Annotated in this window: 19 protein-coding genes; 10 read left to right on the top strand and 9 right to left on the bottom strand. The window is 67.8% G+C overall.

Features of this window, described 5'->3' with window-relative positions; translation table 11 throughout:
• Positions 1–84 precede the first annotated feature (84 nt).
• The 3 genes from ACFOMD_RS17635 to ACFOMD_RS17625 are packed head-to-tail and all read left to right on the top strand — an operon-like array spanning position 85 to position 2,618.
• Positions 85–1,026, top strand: coding sequence for an alpha-E domain-containing protein (locus ACFOMD_RS17635; RefSeq protein ID WP_380863903.1), 942 nt, complete (start codon positions 85–87; stop codon positions 1,024–1,026).
• Positions 1,026–1,835: a transglutaminase family protein gene (locus ACFOMD_RS17630; protein ID WP_380863900.1), complete on the top strand. Its 810-nt coding sequence runs from the start codon at positions 1,026–1,028 to the stop codon at positions 1,833–1,835. The genes ACFOMD_RS17635 and ACFOMD_RS17630 overlap by 1 nt, the downstream gene beginning before the upstream one ends.
• Before the next feature lie 18 nt (positions 1,836–1,853).
• A complete protein-coding gene (locus ACFOMD_RS17625) occupies positions 1,854–2,618 on the top strand; it encodes a peptidase (RefSeq protein ID WP_380863897.1) in 765 nt (254 codons plus the stop codon).
• Here ACFOMD_RS17625 and ACFOMD_RS17620 read toward each other — a convergent pair whose 3' ends face one another.
• The 6 genes from ACFOMD_RS17620 to ACFOMD_RS17595 form a co-directional block, all read right to left on the bottom strand.
• Positions 2,619–3,308 carry a response regulator transcription factor gene (locus ACFOMD_RS17620; RefSeq protein ID WP_380863894.1) on the bottom strand — a complete coding sequence of 230 codons (690 nt, stop codon included), beginning with the start codon at positions 3,306–3,308 and terminating at the stop codon, positions 2,619–2,621.
• Positions 3,308–3,970, bottom strand: a complete 663-nt coding sequence (locus tag ACFOMD_RS17615; protein ID WP_380863891.1) for a JAB domain-containing protein — start codon at positions 3,968–3,970, stop codon at positions 3,308–3,310. Before ACFOMD_RS17615 ends, ACFOMD_RS17620 begins: the two co-directional genes overlap by 1 nt.
• Positions 3,971–3,984: 14 nt before the next feature.
• The gene (locus ACFOMD_RS17610) at positions 3,985–4,401 is read right to left on the bottom strand and encodes a hypothetical protein (protein WP_380863888.1); all 417 of its coding nucleotides are present in this window, start codon (positions 4,399–4,401) and stop codon (positions 3,985–3,987) included.
• Between the two features lie 63 nt (positions 4,402–4,464).
• A complete protein-coding gene (locus tag ACFOMD_RS17605; RefSeq protein ID WP_380863886.1) occupies positions 4,465–4,806 on the bottom strand; it encodes a hypothetical protein in 342 nt (113 codons plus the stop codon).
• Positions 4,807–4,885: 79 nt separating this feature from the next.
• Complete coding sequence (locus ACFOMD_RS17600; protein ID WP_380863883.1) at positions 4,886–5,473, bottom strand: response regulator transcription factor; 588 nt, start codon at positions 5,471–5,473, stop codon at positions 4,886–4,888.
• A gap of 71 nt (positions 5,474–5,544) precedes the next feature.
• Positions 5,545–6,252 carry an endonuclease/exonuclease/phosphatase family protein gene (locus ACFOMD_RS17595; protein WP_380863880.1) on the bottom strand — a complete coding sequence of 236 codons (708 nt, stop codon included), beginning with the start codon at positions 6,250–6,252 and terminating at the stop codon, positions 5,545–5,547.
• Positions 6,253–6,316: 64 nt separating this feature from the next.
• Between ACFOMD_RS17595 and ACFOMD_RS17590 the strand changes: the two genes are divergently transcribed.
• Together ACFOMD_RS17590 and ACFOMD_RS17585 are read left to right on the top strand one after the other, a co-directional pair.
• Positions 6,317–7,486 carry an aromatic ring-hydroxylating oxygenase subunit alpha gene (locus ACFOMD_RS17590; RefSeq protein ID WP_380863960.1) on the top strand — a complete coding sequence of 390 codons (1,170 nt, stop codon included), beginning with the start codon at positions 6,317–6,319 and terminating at the stop codon, positions 7,484–7,486.
• The gene (locus tag ACFOMD_RS17585) at positions 7,483–9,081 is read left to right on the top strand and encodes a phytoene desaturase family protein (protein ID WP_380863877.1); all 1,599 of its coding nucleotides are present in this window, start codon (positions 7,483–7,485) and stop codon (positions 9,079–9,081) included. The genes ACFOMD_RS17590 and ACFOMD_RS17585 overlap by 4 nt, the downstream gene beginning before the upstream one ends.
• Here the strand turns inward: ACFOMD_RS17585 and ACFOMD_RS17580 are convergent.
• Positions 9,050–10,354 (bottom strand): amino acid permease, encoded by a 1,305-nt coding sequence (locus tag ACFOMD_RS17580; RefSeq protein ID WP_380863874.1) that lies wholly within the window; start codon positions 10,352–10,354, stop codon positions 9,050–9,052. The two genes, ACFOMD_RS17585 and ACFOMD_RS17580, sit on opposite strands and share 32 nt — an antisense overlap.
• A gap of 97 nt (positions 10,355–10,451) precedes the next feature.
• On the opposite strand from ACFOMD_RS17580, the gene ACFOMD_RS17575 reads away from it, so the two are divergent.
• The 4 genes from ACFOMD_RS17575 to ACFOMD_RS17560 are packed head-to-tail and all read left to right on the top strand — an operon-like array spanning position 10,452 to position 13,606.
• Positions 10,452–11,288, top strand: a complete 837-nt coding sequence (locus tag ACFOMD_RS17575) for a hypothetical protein (RefSeq protein ID WP_380863871.1) — start codon at positions 10,452–10,454, stop codon at positions 11,286–11,288.
• 37 nt (positions 11,289–11,325) lie between these two features.
• On the top strand, positions 11,326–12,120 hold the full coding sequence (locus ACFOMD_RS17570; protein ID WP_380863869.1) for an AraC family transcriptional regulator: 795 nt from the start codon (positions 11,326–11,328) through the stop codon (positions 12,118–12,120).
• 53 nt (positions 12,121–12,173) lie between these two features.
• Entirely contained in the window at positions 12,174–12,635 is a 462-nt protein-coding gene (locus ACFOMD_RS17565) for a nuclear transport factor 2 family protein (RefSeq protein WP_380863867.1), read from the top strand.
• Positions 12,632–13,606: a class I SAM-dependent methyltransferase gene (locus ACFOMD_RS17560; protein ID WP_380863864.1), complete on the top strand. Its 975-nt coding sequence runs from the start codon at positions 12,632–12,634 to the stop codon at positions 13,604–13,606. Before ACFOMD_RS17565 ends, ACFOMD_RS17560 begins: the two co-directional genes overlap by 4 nt.
• 14 nt (positions 13,607–13,620) lie before the next feature.
• On the opposite strand, the gene ACFOMD_RS17555 is transcribed toward ACFOMD_RS17560, so the two are convergent.
• Together ACFOMD_RS17555 and ACFOMD_RS17550 are read right to left on the bottom strand one after the other, a co-directional pair.
• Positions 13,621–14,010: a hypothetical protein gene (locus tag ACFOMD_RS17555; protein WP_380863861.1), complete on the bottom strand. Its 390-nt coding sequence runs from the start codon at positions 14,008–14,010 to the stop codon at positions 13,621–13,623.
• 8 nt (positions 14,011–14,018) lie between these two features.
• Complete coding sequence (locus ACFOMD_RS17550) at positions 14,019–14,357, bottom strand: DMT family protein (RefSeq protein ID WP_380863858.1); 339 nt, start codon at positions 14,355–14,357, stop codon at positions 14,019–14,021.
• Positions 14,358–14,444: 87 nt separating this feature from the next.
• Between ACFOMD_RS17550 and ACFOMD_RS17545 the strand changes: the two genes are divergently transcribed.
• Complete coding sequence (locus ACFOMD_RS17545; protein ID WP_380863855.1) at positions 14,445–16,019, top strand: peptide chain release factor 3; 1,575 nt, start codon at positions 14,445–14,447, stop codon at positions 16,017–16,019.
• Positions 16,020–16,190: the final 171 nt, after the last annotated feature.

Raw genomic sequence — 16,190 nt, 5'->3', positions numbered from 1 at the left:
CGCGTCGTCGGACGGGCATCACTGCCCGCCGGCCGGCTTTGCGCCTGTCGGGGCGCGGGCACGCGCCCTCGCGGCACTGCAGCCATGCTCTCTAGGACCGCCGGAAACCTGTTCTGGCTGGGGCGCTATATCGAGCGCGCCGACTTCATATCGCGCCTCACCGACGCGACGTTGCGCCTCGCGGCGCTGCCGTCGAGCTATGGCGGCGATGTCGGCGCGTGGCGCGGCGCATTGACCGCGGCGGGGGTCAACATCGCCTATGCCGAACGCTATCCGGTGCTGGAGGAAGCGAGCGCGCTGCAGTTCCTGTCGCTCGACCCCGACAATCCCTCGTCGATGCGCCATTGCCTCGAGCGCGCGCGCAACAACGCCCGCGCGGTGCGCACCGCGCTGACCGTCGAGACCTGGGAGGCGATCAACGGCGCCTGGCTCGACCTGCAGCGCTTCGGCACGCAGCTCGATTCGCGGCCGACGCTCAACCGGCTGCTCGAGGCGGTAAAGGCCGCGGCGCTTGCGTTCGACGGCGCGGCGCATCGGACGATGCTGCGCGACGACGGTTACTGGTTCATGCGCCTCGGCGCCGCGATGGAGCGCGCCGACAACACCGCCCGGCTGCTCGACGTCAAATATCATCTGCTGCTGCCGCGCGACGAGCCGGTCGGCGGCAGCCTCGACTATTTCCAGTGGACGACGATCCTGCGCACGGTCTCGGCGCTCACCGCCTATCGCCATGTCTATCGCGACAGCGTGAAGCCGTGGCTGGTCGCCGACCTGCTCATCCTCAACAAACGCATGCCGCGCTCGCTTGCCGCCTGCGTCAGCGACATCGTGCGCTATCTCGATCGGCTGGCGGAGACCAGCGGCCGGCGCGGGCCGGCGCACCGACAGGCGGTCTCCGCCGCCAATCGGCTCGCCACCGCGAAGATCGACGCCATCTTCGCCGCCGGGCTGCACGAGTTCATCAACAGCTTCCTCGCCGAGAACAACCGCCTCGGCGCCACGATCAGCGAACAGTATCTGTTCTGATGCGCATCCACATCGATTACCGCACCACCTACCGCTACGAGTTCGTAGCCAGCGGCATCGTGCAGGCGCTGCGGCTGCGGCCGAGCGACCATGATGCGCAGCATGTCCGCCACTGGCGCGTCGACGTCGACGTGGACGGGGTGACGCGGACGAGCAGCGATCCCTTCGGCAACCGGCTCGACATGTTCTACGCCGACGCGCCAACGATGGCGCTGACCATCGCGGTGGTCGGCGAGGCCGATGTCAGCGAGGTGGTGGGGCTGGTGAAGGGCGCGCCCGAGCCGTTGCCGCCCGCCATCTTCCTGCGCACGACGCCGCTGACCCGCGTCGATCCCGCGCTCATCGACCTCGCCGAAGGCGCGCGCCGGCCCGAGGTGCTGCCGACGCTCCACGCGCTGATGGCGGCGATGCACGAACGCATTTCCTTCGACACGGCGGCGACCGACGTGGCGACGGCGGCGACCGATGCGCTCGCCTCGGGGCGCGGCGTCTGCCAGGATTTCGCGCATATCTTCAGCGCGGGGGCGCGCCACCTCGGCATCCCGGCGCGCTACGTGTCCGGCCATCTGGCGCGGCCCGAGCGGCAGGAGGCGTCGCACGCCTGGGCGGAGGCTTACGTGCCCGATCTTGGCTGGGTGGCGTTCGATCCGGCGAACGGCATCTGCACCACCGATAGCTATTTGCGTGTCGCGGTCGGGCTGGACTATCTCGATGCCGCGCCGGTTCGCGGCGCGCGTCGCGGGGGCGGCGCGGAGGCTTTGGATGTGACGGTGCAGGCGGTGGACGCCATGCGGCAGTCGCAGAGTTGACCGGGGAGACGCGGGGGCGTGACCTATTGCGTGGGGATGCTGGTCCGCGAGGGGCTGGTGATGATCGCCGACACCCGCACCAACGCGGGCGTCGACAATATCTCGACCTACCGGAAGCTGCGCCTCCACGGCAATGACGGCAAGCGGCTGATCGCGGTCGTCTCGGCGGGCAGCCTGTCGACGACGCAGGGCGCGATGCACCGGCTCGCGCAGGGCGTCCACAATCCCGAGACGGGCGAGGACGACACGCTCGACAGCGTGTCCAACATCTATCAGGCGGCGCTCGCCGCCGGGCGCGCGCTGCGCGAGGCGCGCGACGGCATGGTCAGCCTCGAGCAGCAGGACGTGAACTTCAACGCCAGCCTGCTGGTCGGCGGCTCGATCGACGGCGAGCGCACCCGGCTGTTCCTCGTCTATTCGGCGGGCAACGCCATCGAGTGCGGTCCCGACACGCCCTATCTCCAGATCGGCGAGAACAAATATGGCAAGCCGATCATCGAACGCGCGCTGACCTACGACACCGACATGTACGAAGCGCTGAAGATCGGGCTGATCTCGTTCGATTCGACGATGCGCGCCAATCTCGCGGTCGGGCTGCCGCTCGACCTGCTCGTCGCGCGCGCCGGCCAGTCGAAGGCGGAGCTGGTCCACCGCATCGACCATAACGACGCCTATTTCCATGACCTGTCGCGGCGCTGGTCCGATGCGCTATCGCACGCGCGCGCCGAAATCCCGACGCCGCCCTACGGGCCGGGGCCGCTCGATCTGCTCTCCAAGAAGTAACTAGTGGCGCGGATCGCTCGCCCGGCGGCCGCCGAAGCGGGCTGACGCGCTGGCGCGGCGCTCGCCGGCCATGCCGGCGTCATAGGCGAGGCGCAGCGCCTCCGACAGATTGGCGACGCCGAGGCGGTCCATCATGTCGGCGCGGTGCATCTCGATGGTGCGCGGGCTGACGCCCAGGTCCTGCGCGATGATCTTGTTGGGATGGCCAGCGACGAGGCCCTGCAACACCTGCCGCTGGCGCGGGCTCAACTGACGCAGGCGTTCGCGTGCGGCATCGCCGCGGCGGTCGGCGGCCGCCTGCAGCGGCACCACGGTCGGGCCACCCGGCTGCTCCATCGCCCGGTCGATCGCCGCGACCAGTGCGTCGGGATCATAGGGTTTCTCGATGAAGTCGGCGGCGCCAGCCTGGATGGCGCGCACCGCGGTCGGCACGTCACCATAGCCGGTCAGCATGATGATGCGGAGCGGCGAGGTGCGTTCGCGCAGGCGCTGCAGCACGTCGAGCCCGGAGAGGCCCGGCATGTTGAGGTCGAGCACCGCGCAGCCCGGGCCTGCAACATCCGCGTCGCGCAGGAAGGCCTCGCCTGAATCGAAGTCGCGCGCGTCGTAACCGGCCGCCCGCAGTGCCCAGCAGGTGGCCTGCCGGACGGCGGCGTCGTCATCGACCACGAAGATGCGCCCGCGCGACATTATTTCAGATACCCCAGTTGGCCGAGGCTCGCGTGCCCCTGCCTTCCGATGACGATATGGTCATGGACGGCAATGCCGAACAAGCCCGCGGCGGCCATCATTTCGCGCGTGATGTCGATGTCGTCCTGGCTCGGCCGCGGATCGCCCGACGTGTGATTATGGACGAGGATCAGCGCGGCGGCGCCGAGGTCGAGGGCGCGCTTCACCACTTCGCGGACATGCACCGGGGCGGTCTGCAGACTGCCCTCGCTCATCACCTCGTCGCGGATCAGGACGTTCTTGTTGTTGAGGAACAGCACGCGGAAACGCTCCACGGCTGCGAACGCCATGTCGGCGTGGAGATAGTCGAGCAGCGACCGGCTCGAGGCGAGGCAGGGCCGGTCCTCGATGGTGCGCTTCAGCGAGGCGGTGACGGCGGCGCGAAGCGCGGCGATCGCGCGGCGCGCCTCCTGCGGCACGCCGAGGCGGGCGAGATCGGCGACCGTCGCCGCCATCGCGCCGCCGAGCGAGCCGGTCTCATCGAGCAGGCGCTTCGCAACGTCGGCGCTGGTCGCGCCGCCGCCGGCCGCTTCGAACAGCTCGGTCAGCACCGAGGCGTCGGGATCGACGGCGGGTGAGCCGACGAGGCCGAAGCTGCGGGCAACGGAGAGAACGGACGCCATCTAGCGCACCTCGATCAGGCTCGCCGGGCGCGGGCCGCGGGCGCTTCGACGAGCGCCCCCGACGCCAGCGCGGCGAGTACCGGGTAGGACCAGAACACCTGCCCCAACGCATAGGCGTTGGGGACCACCGTCGGGTCGGCCATCCGGGCGATGTGAATGACCGTTCCCACCAGGTGGAAGCCGGTCGCCCACAGCGGCCAGAAGCGGTCGGTGACCAGCGCCAGGGCGCCGAGCCAGCCGAGCAGCAACAGGTCGACCGCGAGGATGCCGTACTCCGGCGAGGCGAAGAGGGTGGACTCGACCAGCGGGGACGCGGCGGCTGCACAGAACAGCACAATCGCCGTCGCCCGCTCGGGCCATTCGCCCTTCCACAACGCCACCCCGATCGTGCCGAACATCACGACGGTAAAAAGCAACTGCAGCAGATTCATTCAGGCAAGCCTTTGTCGCGCAAGGACCTAGCATGTGCCTGCCCCCAACTGCCGTCGCTTCGGTCAGGCGGCCTCGACGGCGGCCAGACCGGCGCGAGCGAACTGCGGCTTGTCGACCCAACCGCCGAAGTTGAGCGGACCAAGGCCCATCTGCTTCTGCGTGATCGAGAGCTGCTTGTGCGTCTCGACGATCTTGCGGCGGGCCTCGCCGAGCGCGGCCATCGTCTCGATCGCGCGCTCGACAGCGCCTTGGCCGACGAGGGCCGACAGGCGGGCGTCTTCGCGAACCGACGGCATCAGGCCGGCGAGCGCGGCAGTCTTCGCCAGCGCGGTGTCGATGGCGGTCTCGGCCGCGAACAGCTGGTCGGCAACCTGGCGAGCGATGTTAACGCGATTGTCGGTCATAGCAGTCTCCCATCCCGCCGAAGGGGTCGGCAGGTCATCTGGCTGAAAAACTTGGCTTATTTTCCGGGCTACGCCCGGACTAGGAGAGCCGAGCCAGCGAGGCGAGACCGGAAAGGATGGCGCCGAATGCGAGAGCCGAGCCAATGGCGATGGCCAGCACGACCCCGATACGGGCACCAATCGTCAGATCATTGCGGCCTCCCCAAGCCCGAACCGGGGAAACCGTTTGACCGTGGCGGCCCCAGAAGGGATCCGCGGAGCGGTCGAACGCGGCCACCGATTCAGCGACACGGCGAGCCCGGAGGCTTTCCGCATCGGGAAGTCGGTAGAAATCGCGTTCCTCATCGGTCGTATGCCCCGTGTCGTTGTCGGGGTTCAGCATGACCGATGCGTCGGGAGCGGCAACGTACGACGGTTGATATACGGGCGATTGATAGGGTGCCCCCGCCTCATGCGCGGCGAGGCGGAGGGCCGCCTCGGTACGGTTGGTGACATTGAGGGTCCGCAGTGCCGAGCGCAGGCGCGCATCGACCGAGTGGGGGGAGATGCCCAGCTCGCGCGCGATGTCCTTCGACGACATGTGCCGATAGACGAGGCGAAGGCATTGCTTCTGCCCCTCGGTAAGCTTGCCCAAGCGGTCGGTGTCGCTCGCTGCTGCTGCCGCCATCGCGTCCTCGAAAAACCTGCCCGTCGGGCCCCCGCGGCCGACATCAATGTCTATAGCGTGAAAACTCGACTTTAGCGAATCGGATCGCGTGGGGTGATTCGCGCCCAGACCGGCAGGTGATCGGAGCCGATCCGCGCCTTGGCGCTGTGGTGGACCCCAACCTCCTCTACCTCGATCTCCTCGCTGACGATGATGCGGTCGAGGCGCGCCAGCGGATGCTTGGCGTGAAACGTCGGCCCGGTCGACAGCACGCGGTGCCGTTTCGAAAAATCGCGCAGGCACCCTTGCGCCTCGCGCCACTCGTTCAAATCGCCCATCATCACCGTCGGCAGCCGGTCGGGCATCGCCTCGACCTGGCGGAGCAGGTCGCGCACCTGCTTGCGCCGCCACAGCCCCGACAGGTCGAGGTGCATGCCGACGATGCGCAGCGGCGCGCCGCGCACGCAGATATCGGCGACCACGGCCCCGCGCGGCTCGAGCGCCGGCAGCACCAGCGGCTGGAAGCGGAGGATCTCCACCTCCTTCTTCACCAGCACCGCGTTGCCGTGCCAGCCCATGCTGCCGTGGCGGATGTCGAAGGGCACGGCCTTGTAGTCGCTGTGCTCGGCCAGCATCGTCGACGGAATCGCGCTCGCCCGCGCGCCGAAGCGGCGGTCGCACTCCTGCAGTGCGATGACGTCGGCGTCGATTTCGGCCAGGACCTCGAGGATGCGGTCGGGCCGGCGGCGGCGGTCGGCGCAGATCGCTTTACGGATATTGTAGCTGGCGGCGAGGATCATGGTCGTTCGTGGTTACGGCTGGCAGGCCGGTCGGTTCCGGCGTATCTCCTCGCCGATGGTGGGGATGCGACTGGCACATGACAATGGCGGCCGATCGCCGGCGGCGGAAGCCGACCGGCTGGACGGTCTCAGCCTGCCCGCCTGGACCTATCGCTCGCAGCGTTTTTTCGACTTGGAGCGGGAGGCGGTATTTCGCCCGTCGTGGCAGCTCGTGTGCCATGTCAACGACGTGCCGGCGGCGGGCGACTATCACCGCTTCGATTTCCTCGGGGAGTCGATCGTCACCGTGCGCGGCCGCGACGGGGCCGTCGCCAGCTTTCACAATGTCTGCCGCCACCGCGCCGCGCGCCTGCTCGACGGCGACCGCGGCAATTGCGGCGGGCGCATCACCTGTCCCTATCACGCCTGGACCTACGGCCTCGACGGCAAGCTGATCGGCGTGCCGCGCCGCGCCAGCTTCGGCGAGGTCGACTGGGCGGCGCATCATCTCGCCAGCGTCGAGCAGGAGATCTACCTCGGCTTCGTGTTTGTCCGCCTCGCTGACGATGGGGGCCTGAGCGTTGCCGAGATGATGGCGCCCTATACCGACCAGCTCGCGCCCTACCGCTTCGAGGAATTGGTGCCGCAGGGCCGCGTGACGCTGCGCCCGCGCGAGGTAAACTGGAAGAACGTCGCCGACAATTATGGCGACGGCCTCCACATCAATATCGCCCATCCCGGCCTGACCCGGCTGTTCGGCAAATCCTATGGGCTCGAAGCGATGCCCCACGCCGACAAGATGTGGGGTGATCTGCAGGACGCGCCGTCGCGCAACTGGTCCGAACGGCTGTACCAGAAGCTGCTGCCGGAAGTGCCGCATCTGCCCGCCGACCGCCAGCGCCACTGGATGTATGTGAAGCTCTGGCCGAACGTCGCCTTCGACATCTACCCCGACCAGGTCGATTTCATGCAGTTCGTGCCCGTCTCCCCGACGGAGACGGTGATCCGCGAGATCGCCTATGTGCTGCCGGGCGATGAGCGCCGTGAAATGCGCGCCGCGCGCTATCTCAACTGGCGGATCAACCGTCAGGTGAACGCCGAGGATACCGACCTGATCGCCCGCGTGCAGGCCGGCATGGGCTCGTCGAGCTACACCACCGGCCCCTTGAGCGACGACGAGGTCTGCCTGCGCAGCTTCGCCCGCCGGATGCGTACCGCCATCCCAGAAGCCTGCCTGGAGCGCGAGCCGGCGTGACAACCGACATTCTGATCGTCGGCGGTGGCCACAACGGCCTCGTCTGCGCCGCCTATCTGGCGAAGGCGGGGCTGAAGGTGACCGTGCTCGAACGGCGCGGCGTCGTCGGCGGTGCGGCGGTGACCGAGGAATTCCACCCCGGTTTCCGCAATTCGGTGGCGAGCTACACGGTCAGCCTGCTCAATCCCAAGGTCATCGCCGACCTCGAGTTGCACCGCCACGGCCTCAAGGTCGTCGAGCGCAAGCTGTCCAACTTCTTACCGGTCGACGAGGGCAATTACCTGGTCACCGGCGGCGGGCGGACGCAGGCAGAAGTGGCGAAATTCTCCGAGCGCGATGCCGCGCGGCTCGACGATTATGCGAACCGCCTCGACGTCATCGCCGACGTGGTGCGCGACCTCGTCCTCCGCACCCCGCCCAACGTCGTGGACGGGGGCTGGCGGCGCGCGCTGCCCGAATTGATCGGCGCGGCCGCGCTGGGCAAGGATTTGTCGGCCCTCGACATGACCGCCCGGCGCGACCTGCTGGCCTTGTTCTCGCAATCGGCGGGCGACTATCTCGACGGCTGGTTCGAAAGCGACCCGATCAAGGCGGTGTTCGGCTTCGACGGTGTCGTCGGCAATTATGCCAGCCCCTATACGCCGGGCTCGGCCTATGTGCTGCTCCACCACCTGTTCGGCGAGGTGAACGGCACCAAGGGCGCGTGGGGTCACGCGATCGGCGGCATGGGCGCGATCACCCAGGCGATGGCGAAGAGCGCGGCAGCCGCCGGCGCCGACATTCGCACCGATTCAGCGGTCAGGGAGCTGATCGTCGAGAAGGGCCGCGTGGTCGGCGTAGTGACCGAGAGCGGCGAGGCGTTCCGCGCCCGCGCGGTCGTCGGAAATCTTCACCCGAAGCTGCTCTATGAGCATTTGCTCGACCCCGCGCTGCTTCCGCAAGACTTCGCCGAACGCATAGCGCGCTATCGCTCAGGTTCGGGGACGTTCCGCATGAACGTGGCGCTTTCCGAGCTGCCGCGCTTCACCTGCCTGCCCGAACAGGGCGATCATCTGACCGCCGGCATCATCATCGCCCCGAGCCTCGCTTACATGGACCGCGCCTTCATCGACGCGCGCCTTCACGGCTGGTCGCAACACCCGATCGTCGAGATGCTGATCCCCTCGACGCTCGACGACAGCCTCGCCCCGCCGGGGCAGCATGTCGCGAGCCTGTTCTGTCAGCATGTCGAGCCGAAGCTGTCGGGCGGCCGCTCGTGGGACGATCATCGCGAGCAAGTCGCCGATCTGATGATCGCGACCGTCGACCGCCACACGCCGGGGTTCAAGGCGTCGGTGCTCGGCCGCCAGATCAACTCGCCGCTCGATCTCGAACGTACCTTCGGCCTCGTCGGCGGTGACATCTTCCACGGGCAGCTGAGCCTCGACCAGATGTTCTCGGCGCGGCCCGTGCTCGGCCACGGCAATTATCGCGGGCCGCTGCCCGGCCTTTATATGTGCGGCGCGGGCACCCATCCGGGCGGCGGCGTCACCGGCGCGCCGGGCCACAACGCCGCGCGCGAGATCATTCGGGACGTGCGGGCGCGGCGCGTCTGATCATCGGCCACGCGACAACCGTCACCGCGATCAGCACCGCGGCAAAGATCAGCGCCTGCGTTCCGGCTTCCAGCGCCACCCCCAGGCTGAACAGCATCGCCAGGACCGCGACCACCCGCACCATGAGGCGACGGTTCGCCGGCATCTCGCCGCTCATCCGCAGCAGCGCCAGACTGCAGTAGAGATAGACCATCAGCGACAGGATCACCGCGAGATTGATCATCAGACCGAACTGCTCGCCCAGCGTCGGCGAGGCGGTCGCCAGCACCGCCACCGTCATCAGCGCCGCCATCGCCAGCAACGCGCGCGTCGAGGTGCCATGGGCCGACCGCTGCGCCAGCCAGCGCGGCAGGAAGCCGGCCGCCGCCGTCCAGCGCGTCGTCTCCGCCGCCACCAGCACCCATCCGTTGAGCGTGCCGAGCGCCTTGGCCGTCGCGCAGGCGGCGACCAGCGCCGCGGCGGCCGGCCCGACGATGCGCGCCACAGCATCGGCGAAAGGCGCGGTCGAGGCCGCCATGCGATCGGCGGGCAACAGGCCCATGATGGCGGCAAAGGCGGCGATATAGACGACTGCCGCCAGCGCGACGCCGCCCACCGTCGCCAGCGGCACATTGCGGCCCGGGTTCTTCACCACGGCGGCGGCGACGTTGGCGCTCTCCATCCCGAGGAAGGCCCAGAACACGATCGCCACCGATGTACGCACGGCTTCGCTTGGCGCGCTGCCGCTGACGTTCCACGCCGCCGCGAACAGCGCGGGGTCGAACCACAGCCAACCAAACACCCCGACCGCGACGATCGGCACCAGCCCGACAATAAGCGTCAGCCCGTCGAACCGCCCCGCGAAACGCACCCCGACGATGTTGATGATCGTCGCCACCCAGATCATCGCGGCCGTCGTGACCGCGCCCGGCCAGGTGCCGCGCAGCGCCGGAAAGAAGAAGGCGAGATAGCCGGTGACCGCCACCGCGATCGCGATGTTCCCGATCCACGCGTTCAGCCAGTAGAATTGTGCCGTCTGAAACCCGACCAGCCGACCCAGCTGCTCACCGACCAGCCCCGCCAGCCCATCGGCGCCGGGCCGCAGTACCGCCAGCCACCCGAACACCGCCGCCAGCAACAGCGCGCCCACGGCAGCCACCGCCCAGCCGGCCAGACTGATCCCGCCGATCAGCGCCAGCGACGCGGGCAGCAGGTAGATGCCCGACCCGATCATATTGCCGGCCACCAGCATCGTCGCCAGACCAAGGCCGAGCTTGTCGCGATTGTCCCCCATGGACGGAAGGTGGCGCAGGCCGGGGGCGAAGGCAAACGCCGTTGCGATCGATGGCCGACGGCTCCAGTTTCAATGACGTCGAGGCGGGGAGGGGCAAATGGCGTTTGAGCCTTTCGGATATCGGTTCGTGGTGGACTCGACGATGTCGCGCGCAGACGCGAAGATAGCGATTTCCGCTCGTCTCGTCGGGTGGTTCGATGTGAAAGACGGCGCGCGAGGCTGGATCGCGGGACCTTACATTTGCCTGTGGCGACAGGTGACCAGCGGCGGACCGATGGTTGTTGCGAAGATATCCGGAACGGCGACGGGTACATCGGTACGGGGGCGAGCAGGCTCGAACCTCAACGGTCTCCTGATCGTTCCCTTTCTCGCGGCCTTCGTCATCTTCATGGTCATTGAGGCCCTGCTCGAAGGCGAAAGGCCCGACGGCGTTAGCCTGATCTTCTTTTTTGTGATGGGACCCTTTCTCCTTTGGATGGCCCACAAGGATCGCCGCGCGGCTGATCCGCTCGTTCGCTTCCTGCGCGATACGCTTTCTGGCGAGGCGAGCCCGCGTTTTCGAAAATCACGTCCGCAGGCCATCGCGACCGGCGAAATCTCCCGGTCGCTTACAATGGACGTCAACGGCGATCGCTCTGACAAGGCAGCGGATGCCGCAGCGGTTCAGGAGGCGCTGGCACGGCTCGAAACCGACGACTTCCTCATACTGAGCGCCGCCGATGAAGACTATGTGCAGACATTGGCGACGGAGGACGGTTTCATCTTCGAAAAGCGCGAAGGCAGCCCGCCGCAGCAGTACAAGGCGCTGTGGCGCGACGGTGCATCCGCCGCGCGGGAAACCCTGACGGTCGACGAGATACTCCTGGCGCTGCTCGCCTATGCCCTTGAGACGCCGATGCCGGAGCCGCTTGGCTGGGAGCCGATCGACACCTAGGCGCATTTGCGGCCCAACTGTGCCAAGCTGCCCCCCAATGGCGCGTGTTGATCCCCTGTGGCGGTCCGACGAGATCAGCTTCTATCGCTTCGACCATCCGGTCGAGCATGAGGACCAGCCCTATGAGGCGCGCGCGGATGCGTTTCGCGCCAGCTTCGTCGACGCCGGCGCCTTCAACCTCGAGGTTGGCGAGGGCCGTTGGCGGGTCGGCACCGGCGACGTGATGCTCAGCCACCCCGGCATGGGCTATCGCGCCAGTTTCGAGGGGACAGGGTTCAACGATACTTGCCTGTCGCTGATCTACCTCGCCGCCGAGGATGAGCGGTTCGATCGCGTGCAGAGCTGGGCGCGGGGCGGGCGCCGGGTGATGCCGGCGAGCAACCGGCTGGGCTACCTGCGCTGGCTGCTGCAAAACGCCCATGCGAAGCGCGCGCCGATGCTCGCCGAATATGTAGCGAGCGAGATTTTCCGCGAACCCGACGCGACGCCCGCCGACCTGTTCCGCGAGCAGAAGTTCGGCTGGTACGCCGAGCGCGTCCACGCGGCGCGCGAGCGGCTCGACGCCGCGTTCGATGACGCGCACAGCGTTTCGGCGCTCGCGCGCTCGGTCGGGATGAGCGCCTTCCACTTCACCCGCGTGTTCACGCAGTTGGTGGGGCGGCCGCCGCACCGCTATCTGACCGAGCGGCGGCTGACGGCGGCGCGGGCGATGCTCGAACAGGGACGCAGCGTCACCGACACCTGCTTTGCCTGCGGCTTCAACGAGCTAAGCCATTTCAGCCGCAGTTTCAGCCGGCGCTTCGGTGTGTCGCCGTCGCGGCTGGGGCACTGACTTTAGCAGGAAAGCGCAAGCGCGCCGCCGTCCGCCCCGGCTAGGCCGGGGGCATGAACAGGATCAGAACAGCAGGCGCCGCCTTCGTGCTGGCGCAGATGGCCGGGGTGGCGCACGCCGATCCGGCCGAGGATATTCGCACCATCGCCGCGCTCGATACCGCCTATCAGGCGGCGGTCGAGCGCAACGACGCCGAGGGCATGGCGGCGATCCTGCACAAGGACATGATCCTCGTGCTCGGCGACGGCTCGGTTCACACCCGCGAGGATCTGCTCAACGCCGCCCGCACCCGCCGCACCGTATATGAACATCAGGTCGAGGATCGCGGCACGCAGACGGTGCGCCTCTACGGCGACAAGACCGCCGTGGTCACCGCGCTGCTCTACATCAAGGCGGTGCGCGCCGGGCTGCCGGTCGAATTCCGGCTGTGGTTCAGCGACACCTATGTGCGCACGCCGGAAGGCTGGCGCTACGCGTTCGGCCAGGCCTCGACGGCGCTGCCTGCCAAGCGATGAGGGCGGCCGAAACGGCGATCTGGAATGACTATTGGCATTTCGACCGCCTCTCCTCCTTCGACGACGCCGGGCCGACCAACTACGCGCAAGAGATCGCCGCCGGCTGGCAGGCCTTCTTCGAGGCGCTGCCCGATGGCGCGGCGATCCTCGATCTCTGTACCGGCAACGGCGCCATCGCGGTAATGGCCGCGGCCGCTGCCCGACGTGCCCGCAAGTCGTTCCGCATCGCCGCGGTCGACGCCGCCGACGTGAATCCCTACCGGCATGTGAAGCAGCATCGCGACGACCTCGCCGCCATCGACTTCCGCCCTGCAACGCCCATCGAGCGCCTGCCCTGGCCCGCCGCCAGCTTCGATGCGGTCGTCAGCCAATATGGCATCGAATATTCGGACCTCTCGCTGTCGGTCCCCGAATTGGCACGAGTGATCGCGCCCGGCGGCAAGGTGCGGCTGGTCGTCCATGCCGCCGAGGGACCGGTGGTGCAGCGGTCAGCGCGCGTCGTCCCCGAAATCGACTTCCTGCTCCACGACATCGATCTGGCGGGCGCGGCACAACGCTGCCTGCGCGCGGTCGCGGTGGTCGAACGAAGCCTCAACCATTCGCTGCCCGCGCAAGCCGCCGCCCGCGACAGCGTGGCGGCCTTCCAGCATGCGCTCCGCGAAACCGCCCGCCGCGCGCCGATCGCGGCCGACCGGGCGTTGCTCGCGGAGGCCGGCGAGACGCTGACCCTGCTCTACCAGCGCCGCCGCCAATATGATGTCGCCACGGCGATCGGCCTCGTCGAAGAAATCCGTACCGAATGGCGCCACCACCGCGCCCGCCTCGTCGCGCAGATCGATGCGGCGATCACCCGCGAGGGCCGTGCGGACCTCGTGCTCAGGTTGAAAGCGTTAGGGGCGCGGCAAGTCAGCGAAGCGGATCAGGCCGGGCCGGACGGGCTGATGGGCCATTGCATCGAAGCGAGTTTCTGATCGCCGTAGGCGGCTCAGTTAGAACGCGAATTTTGACCTGAAAGGGTATTCTGCCTCTCGAAGGCATAAAGATTGTCTGGGTCGATCGAGATGGTCGCCGCAGTGTCGTCGCCCCATGCGCTGGCAATGTAGAAATTAGCTTCTCGCGTTCTGCCGCCTTGCCCCGGGTAATAGCCGGGCATCACGAATGGCTTAAAGACGATGAAGTCATCTTTGACCACCCACCGGCCCGCATGGGTCTTCGCGACACCGGATTCCAGAAAAGTATGAGAGAAGGTGCCATCGACATGGAGACGTAGCGTCTCTGGGTGGCCGGGAATGTTGCTACGGTAGGTGCCCGCCGCGTCCTCAGCGTCCAACGAACTGCACGCCGGCAGCGTGCATAAGAGCGCCAGCCACGCCATGGCCGCCCTCACCGCAGCTTGTCCGCAAAAATAAACGCCACCGCCCCGATCATGCACACGAACGCCGCCGCGTGATTCCACTTCAGCTTCTCGCCGAGCCACAGCACCGCGAAGGCGGCAAAGACCAGCAGGGTGATGATTTCCTGCATGATCTTGAGCTGACCCACGGTGAAGCCGCTGGCGAATCCGATCCGGTTCGCCGGCACCACGAAGCAATATTCGATGCCGGCGATCAGCCAGGAGATGAGGATCACCTTCCACAGCGGCGCGTCGGGGAATTTCAGGTGGCCGTACCAGGCGATGGTCATGAAGATATTGGAGGCGAGCAGCAGGGCGAGGGTCGGCATGGAAAGCTCCGGTTGGTCGCCCGCATCTTGCCCGTGCGGCGCGGCGGCGTCTCGCGTTTCGTGGCGAACCCGCTATAGGGCGCGGCCATGAACACGTCCCTCGCGCGGCCGGATCGGCGCACCTTCGCGATCATCTCGCATCCCGATGCCGGCAAGACCACGCTGACCGAAAAGCTGCTGCTGCACGGCGGCGCCATCCATGCCGCCGGCGAGGTGAAGGCGCGCGGCCAGAACCGGCGCGCGCGCTCCGACTGGATGAAGATCGAGCAGCAGCGCGGCATCTCGGTCACCTCCTCGGTGATGACCTTCGAGCGCACGCAGGGCGGACACACCACCACGTTCAACCTGCTCGACACGCCGGGGCACGAGGATTTCTCGGAGGACACCTACCGCACGCTCACCGCCGTCGATTCCGCCGTCATGGTGATTGACGCGGCGCGCGGCATCGAGGCGCAGACGAGGAAGCTGTTCGAGGTCTGCCGTCTGCGCGACGTGCCGATCATGACCTTCGTCAACAAGGTCGACCGCGAGGGCCTGTCGCCGTTCGCGCTGCTCGACGAGATCGCCGACAAGCTGGCGCTCGACGTTTGCCCGATGGTCTGGCCGATGGGCATGGGTAACGAGTTCGTCGGCCTTTACGACCTGACCACGCACCAGGTTCTGCTGCCCGGCGGCGAGACCCGCCAGATGAGCGGCTTCGACGATCCGCAGCTCGACGTGCTGTTGCCCAACGGCCGCGCCGCCGCCTTCCGCGAGGAGGCCGAGCTGGCGAGCGCCGGCTATGCGGCGTTCGACGTCGACAGCTACCGCGCCGGCAACCTGACGCCCGTTTATTTCGGATCGGCGCTGCGCGAGTTCGGCGTCGATGCGCTGATCGATGCGCTGGAGGCGCACGCCCCGCCACCGCGCCCGCAGCCGGCCACCCCGCGCGCGGTGACGCCCGACGAGCCGACCGTTGCCGGCTTCGTGTTCAAGGTGCAGGCGAACATGGACCCGCAGCACCGCGACCGCGTCGCGTTCATGCGGCTCTGCTCGGGCAAGTTCAAACGCGGCATGAAGCTGAAGCAGATTTCGACGGGCAAGGTGATCGCCGTCCACAGCCCGATCTTCTTCTTCGCCCGCGAACGCGAGCTCGCCGAGGAAGCCTGGCCGGGCGATATCATCGGCATCCCCAACCACGGCGCGCTGCGCGTCGGCGACACCTTGACCGAAGGCGAGGCGATCACCTTCACCGGCATCCCCAATTTCGCGCCGGAAATCCTGCGCCGCGTGAAGCTCGGCGACCCGACCAAGACCAAGCAGTTGAGGAACGCGCTCAACGACATGGCGGAGGAAGGCGTCACGCAGATCTTCCGGCCGCTGATCGGCTCCAACTGGATCGTCGGCGTCGTCGGCCAGCTCCAGCTCGAAGTGCTGATCTCGCGCCTGCAGGCCGAGTATAAGGTCGACGCCGGCTTCGAGCCGTCGCCGTGGGAAACCGCGCGCTGGCTGTCCGCCGACGATCCGGCGAAGCTGGAAGCGTTCATGGCCGACCACCGCGCCGCGATGGCCGAAGACCGCGACGGCGCGCCGGTCTACATGGCCCGCGACGCGTGGGAGCTGAACTACACCTCGCAGCGCAACCCCGACATCCGCTTCACCGCGACGCGCGAGCGTCATTAGCAACCCCTCGCCCGCTTGCGGGAGAGGGAGGGACCCGGCGCAGCCGGGAGGGTGAGGGTGTGCCGCCCTCGCGGCTCGGTAAGCGACGGCGCCAAGCTGGCTGCCGCTCGCACACCCTCACCTAGCCTCTCCCGCCGGCGGGAGAGGGACTAAGGGCTATCGCGCGCTAAA

Origin of the sequence: Sphingoaurantiacus capsulatus, from assembly GCF_042648405.1 — a bacterium.
GTDB lineage: Bacteria > Pseudomonadota > Alphaproteobacteria > Sphingomonadales > Sphingomonadaceae > Sphingoaurantiacus > Sphingoaurantiacus capsulatus.
Note: the sequence above shows the minus strand (reverse complement) of the source record. Positions and strands in the feature narration are given on the sequence as shown.

Coding starts and splice junctions, on each gene's coding strand:
- ACFOMD_RS17580 (WP_380863874.1), bottom strand. CDS start 10,354: ATGGGGGACAATCGCGACAAGCTCGGCCTTGGTCTGGCGACGATGCTG.
- ACFOMD_RS17565 (WP_380863867.1), top strand. CDS start 12,174: ATGAACAGGATCAGAACAGCAGGCGCCGCCTTCGTGCTGGCGCAGATG.
- ACFOMD_RS17635 (WP_380863903.1), top strand. CDS start 85: ATGCTCTCTAGGACCGCCGGAAACCTGTTCTGGCTGGGGCGCTATATC.
- ACFOMD_RS17605 (WP_380863886.1), bottom strand. CDS start 4,806: ATGACCGACAATCGCGTTAACATCGCTCGCCAGGTTGCCGACCAGCTG.
- ACFOMD_RS17620 (WP_380863894.1), bottom strand. CDS start 3,308: ATGTCGCGCGGGCGCATCTTCGTGGTCGATGACGACGCCGCCGTCCGG.
- ACFOMD_RS17570 (WP_380863869.1), top strand. CDS start 11,326: ATGGCGCGTGTTGATCCCCTGTGGCGGTCCGACGAGATCAGCTTCTAT.
- ACFOMD_RS17555 (WP_380863861.1), bottom strand. CDS start 14,010: ATGGCGTGGCTGGCGCTCTTATGCACGCTGCCGGCGTGCAGTTCGTTG.
- ACFOMD_RS17630 (WP_380863900.1), top strand. CDS start 1,026: ATGCGCATCCACATCGATTACCGCACCACCTACCGCTACGAGTTCGTA.
- ACFOMD_RS17610 (WP_380863888.1), bottom strand. CDS start 4,401: ATGAATCTGCTGCAGTTGCTTTTTACCGTCGTGATGTTCGGCACGATC.
- ACFOMD_RS17590 (WP_380863960.1), top strand. CDS start 6,317: ATGCGACTGGCACATGACAATGGCGGCCGATCGCCGGCGGCGGAAGCC.
- ACFOMD_RS17615 (WP_380863891.1), bottom strand. CDS start 3,970: ATGGCGTCCGTTCTCTCCGTTGCCCGCAGCTTCGGCCTCGTCGGCTCA.
- ACFOMD_RS17545 (WP_380863855.1), top strand. CDS start 14,445: ATGAACACGTCCCTCGCGCGGCCGGATCGGCGCACCTTCGCGATCATC.
- ACFOMD_RS17560 (WP_380863864.1), top strand. CDS start 12,632: ATGAGGGCGGCCGAAACGGCGATCTGGAATGACTATTGGCATTTCGAC.
- ACFOMD_RS17600 (WP_380863883.1), bottom strand. CDS start 5,473: ATGGCGGCAGCAGCAGCGAGCGACACCGACCGCTTGGGCAAGCTTACC.
- ACFOMD_RS17595 (WP_380863880.1), bottom strand. CDS start 6,252: ATGATCCTCGCCGCCAGCTACAATATCCGTAAAGCGATCTGCGCCGAC.
- ACFOMD_RS17550 (WP_380863858.1), bottom strand. CDS start 14,357: ATGCCGACCCTCGCCCTGCTGCTCGCCTCCAATATCTTCATGACCATC.
- ACFOMD_RS17575 (WP_380863871.1), top strand. CDS start 10,452: ATGGCGTTTGAGCCTTTCGGATATCGGTTCGTGGTGGACTCGACGATG.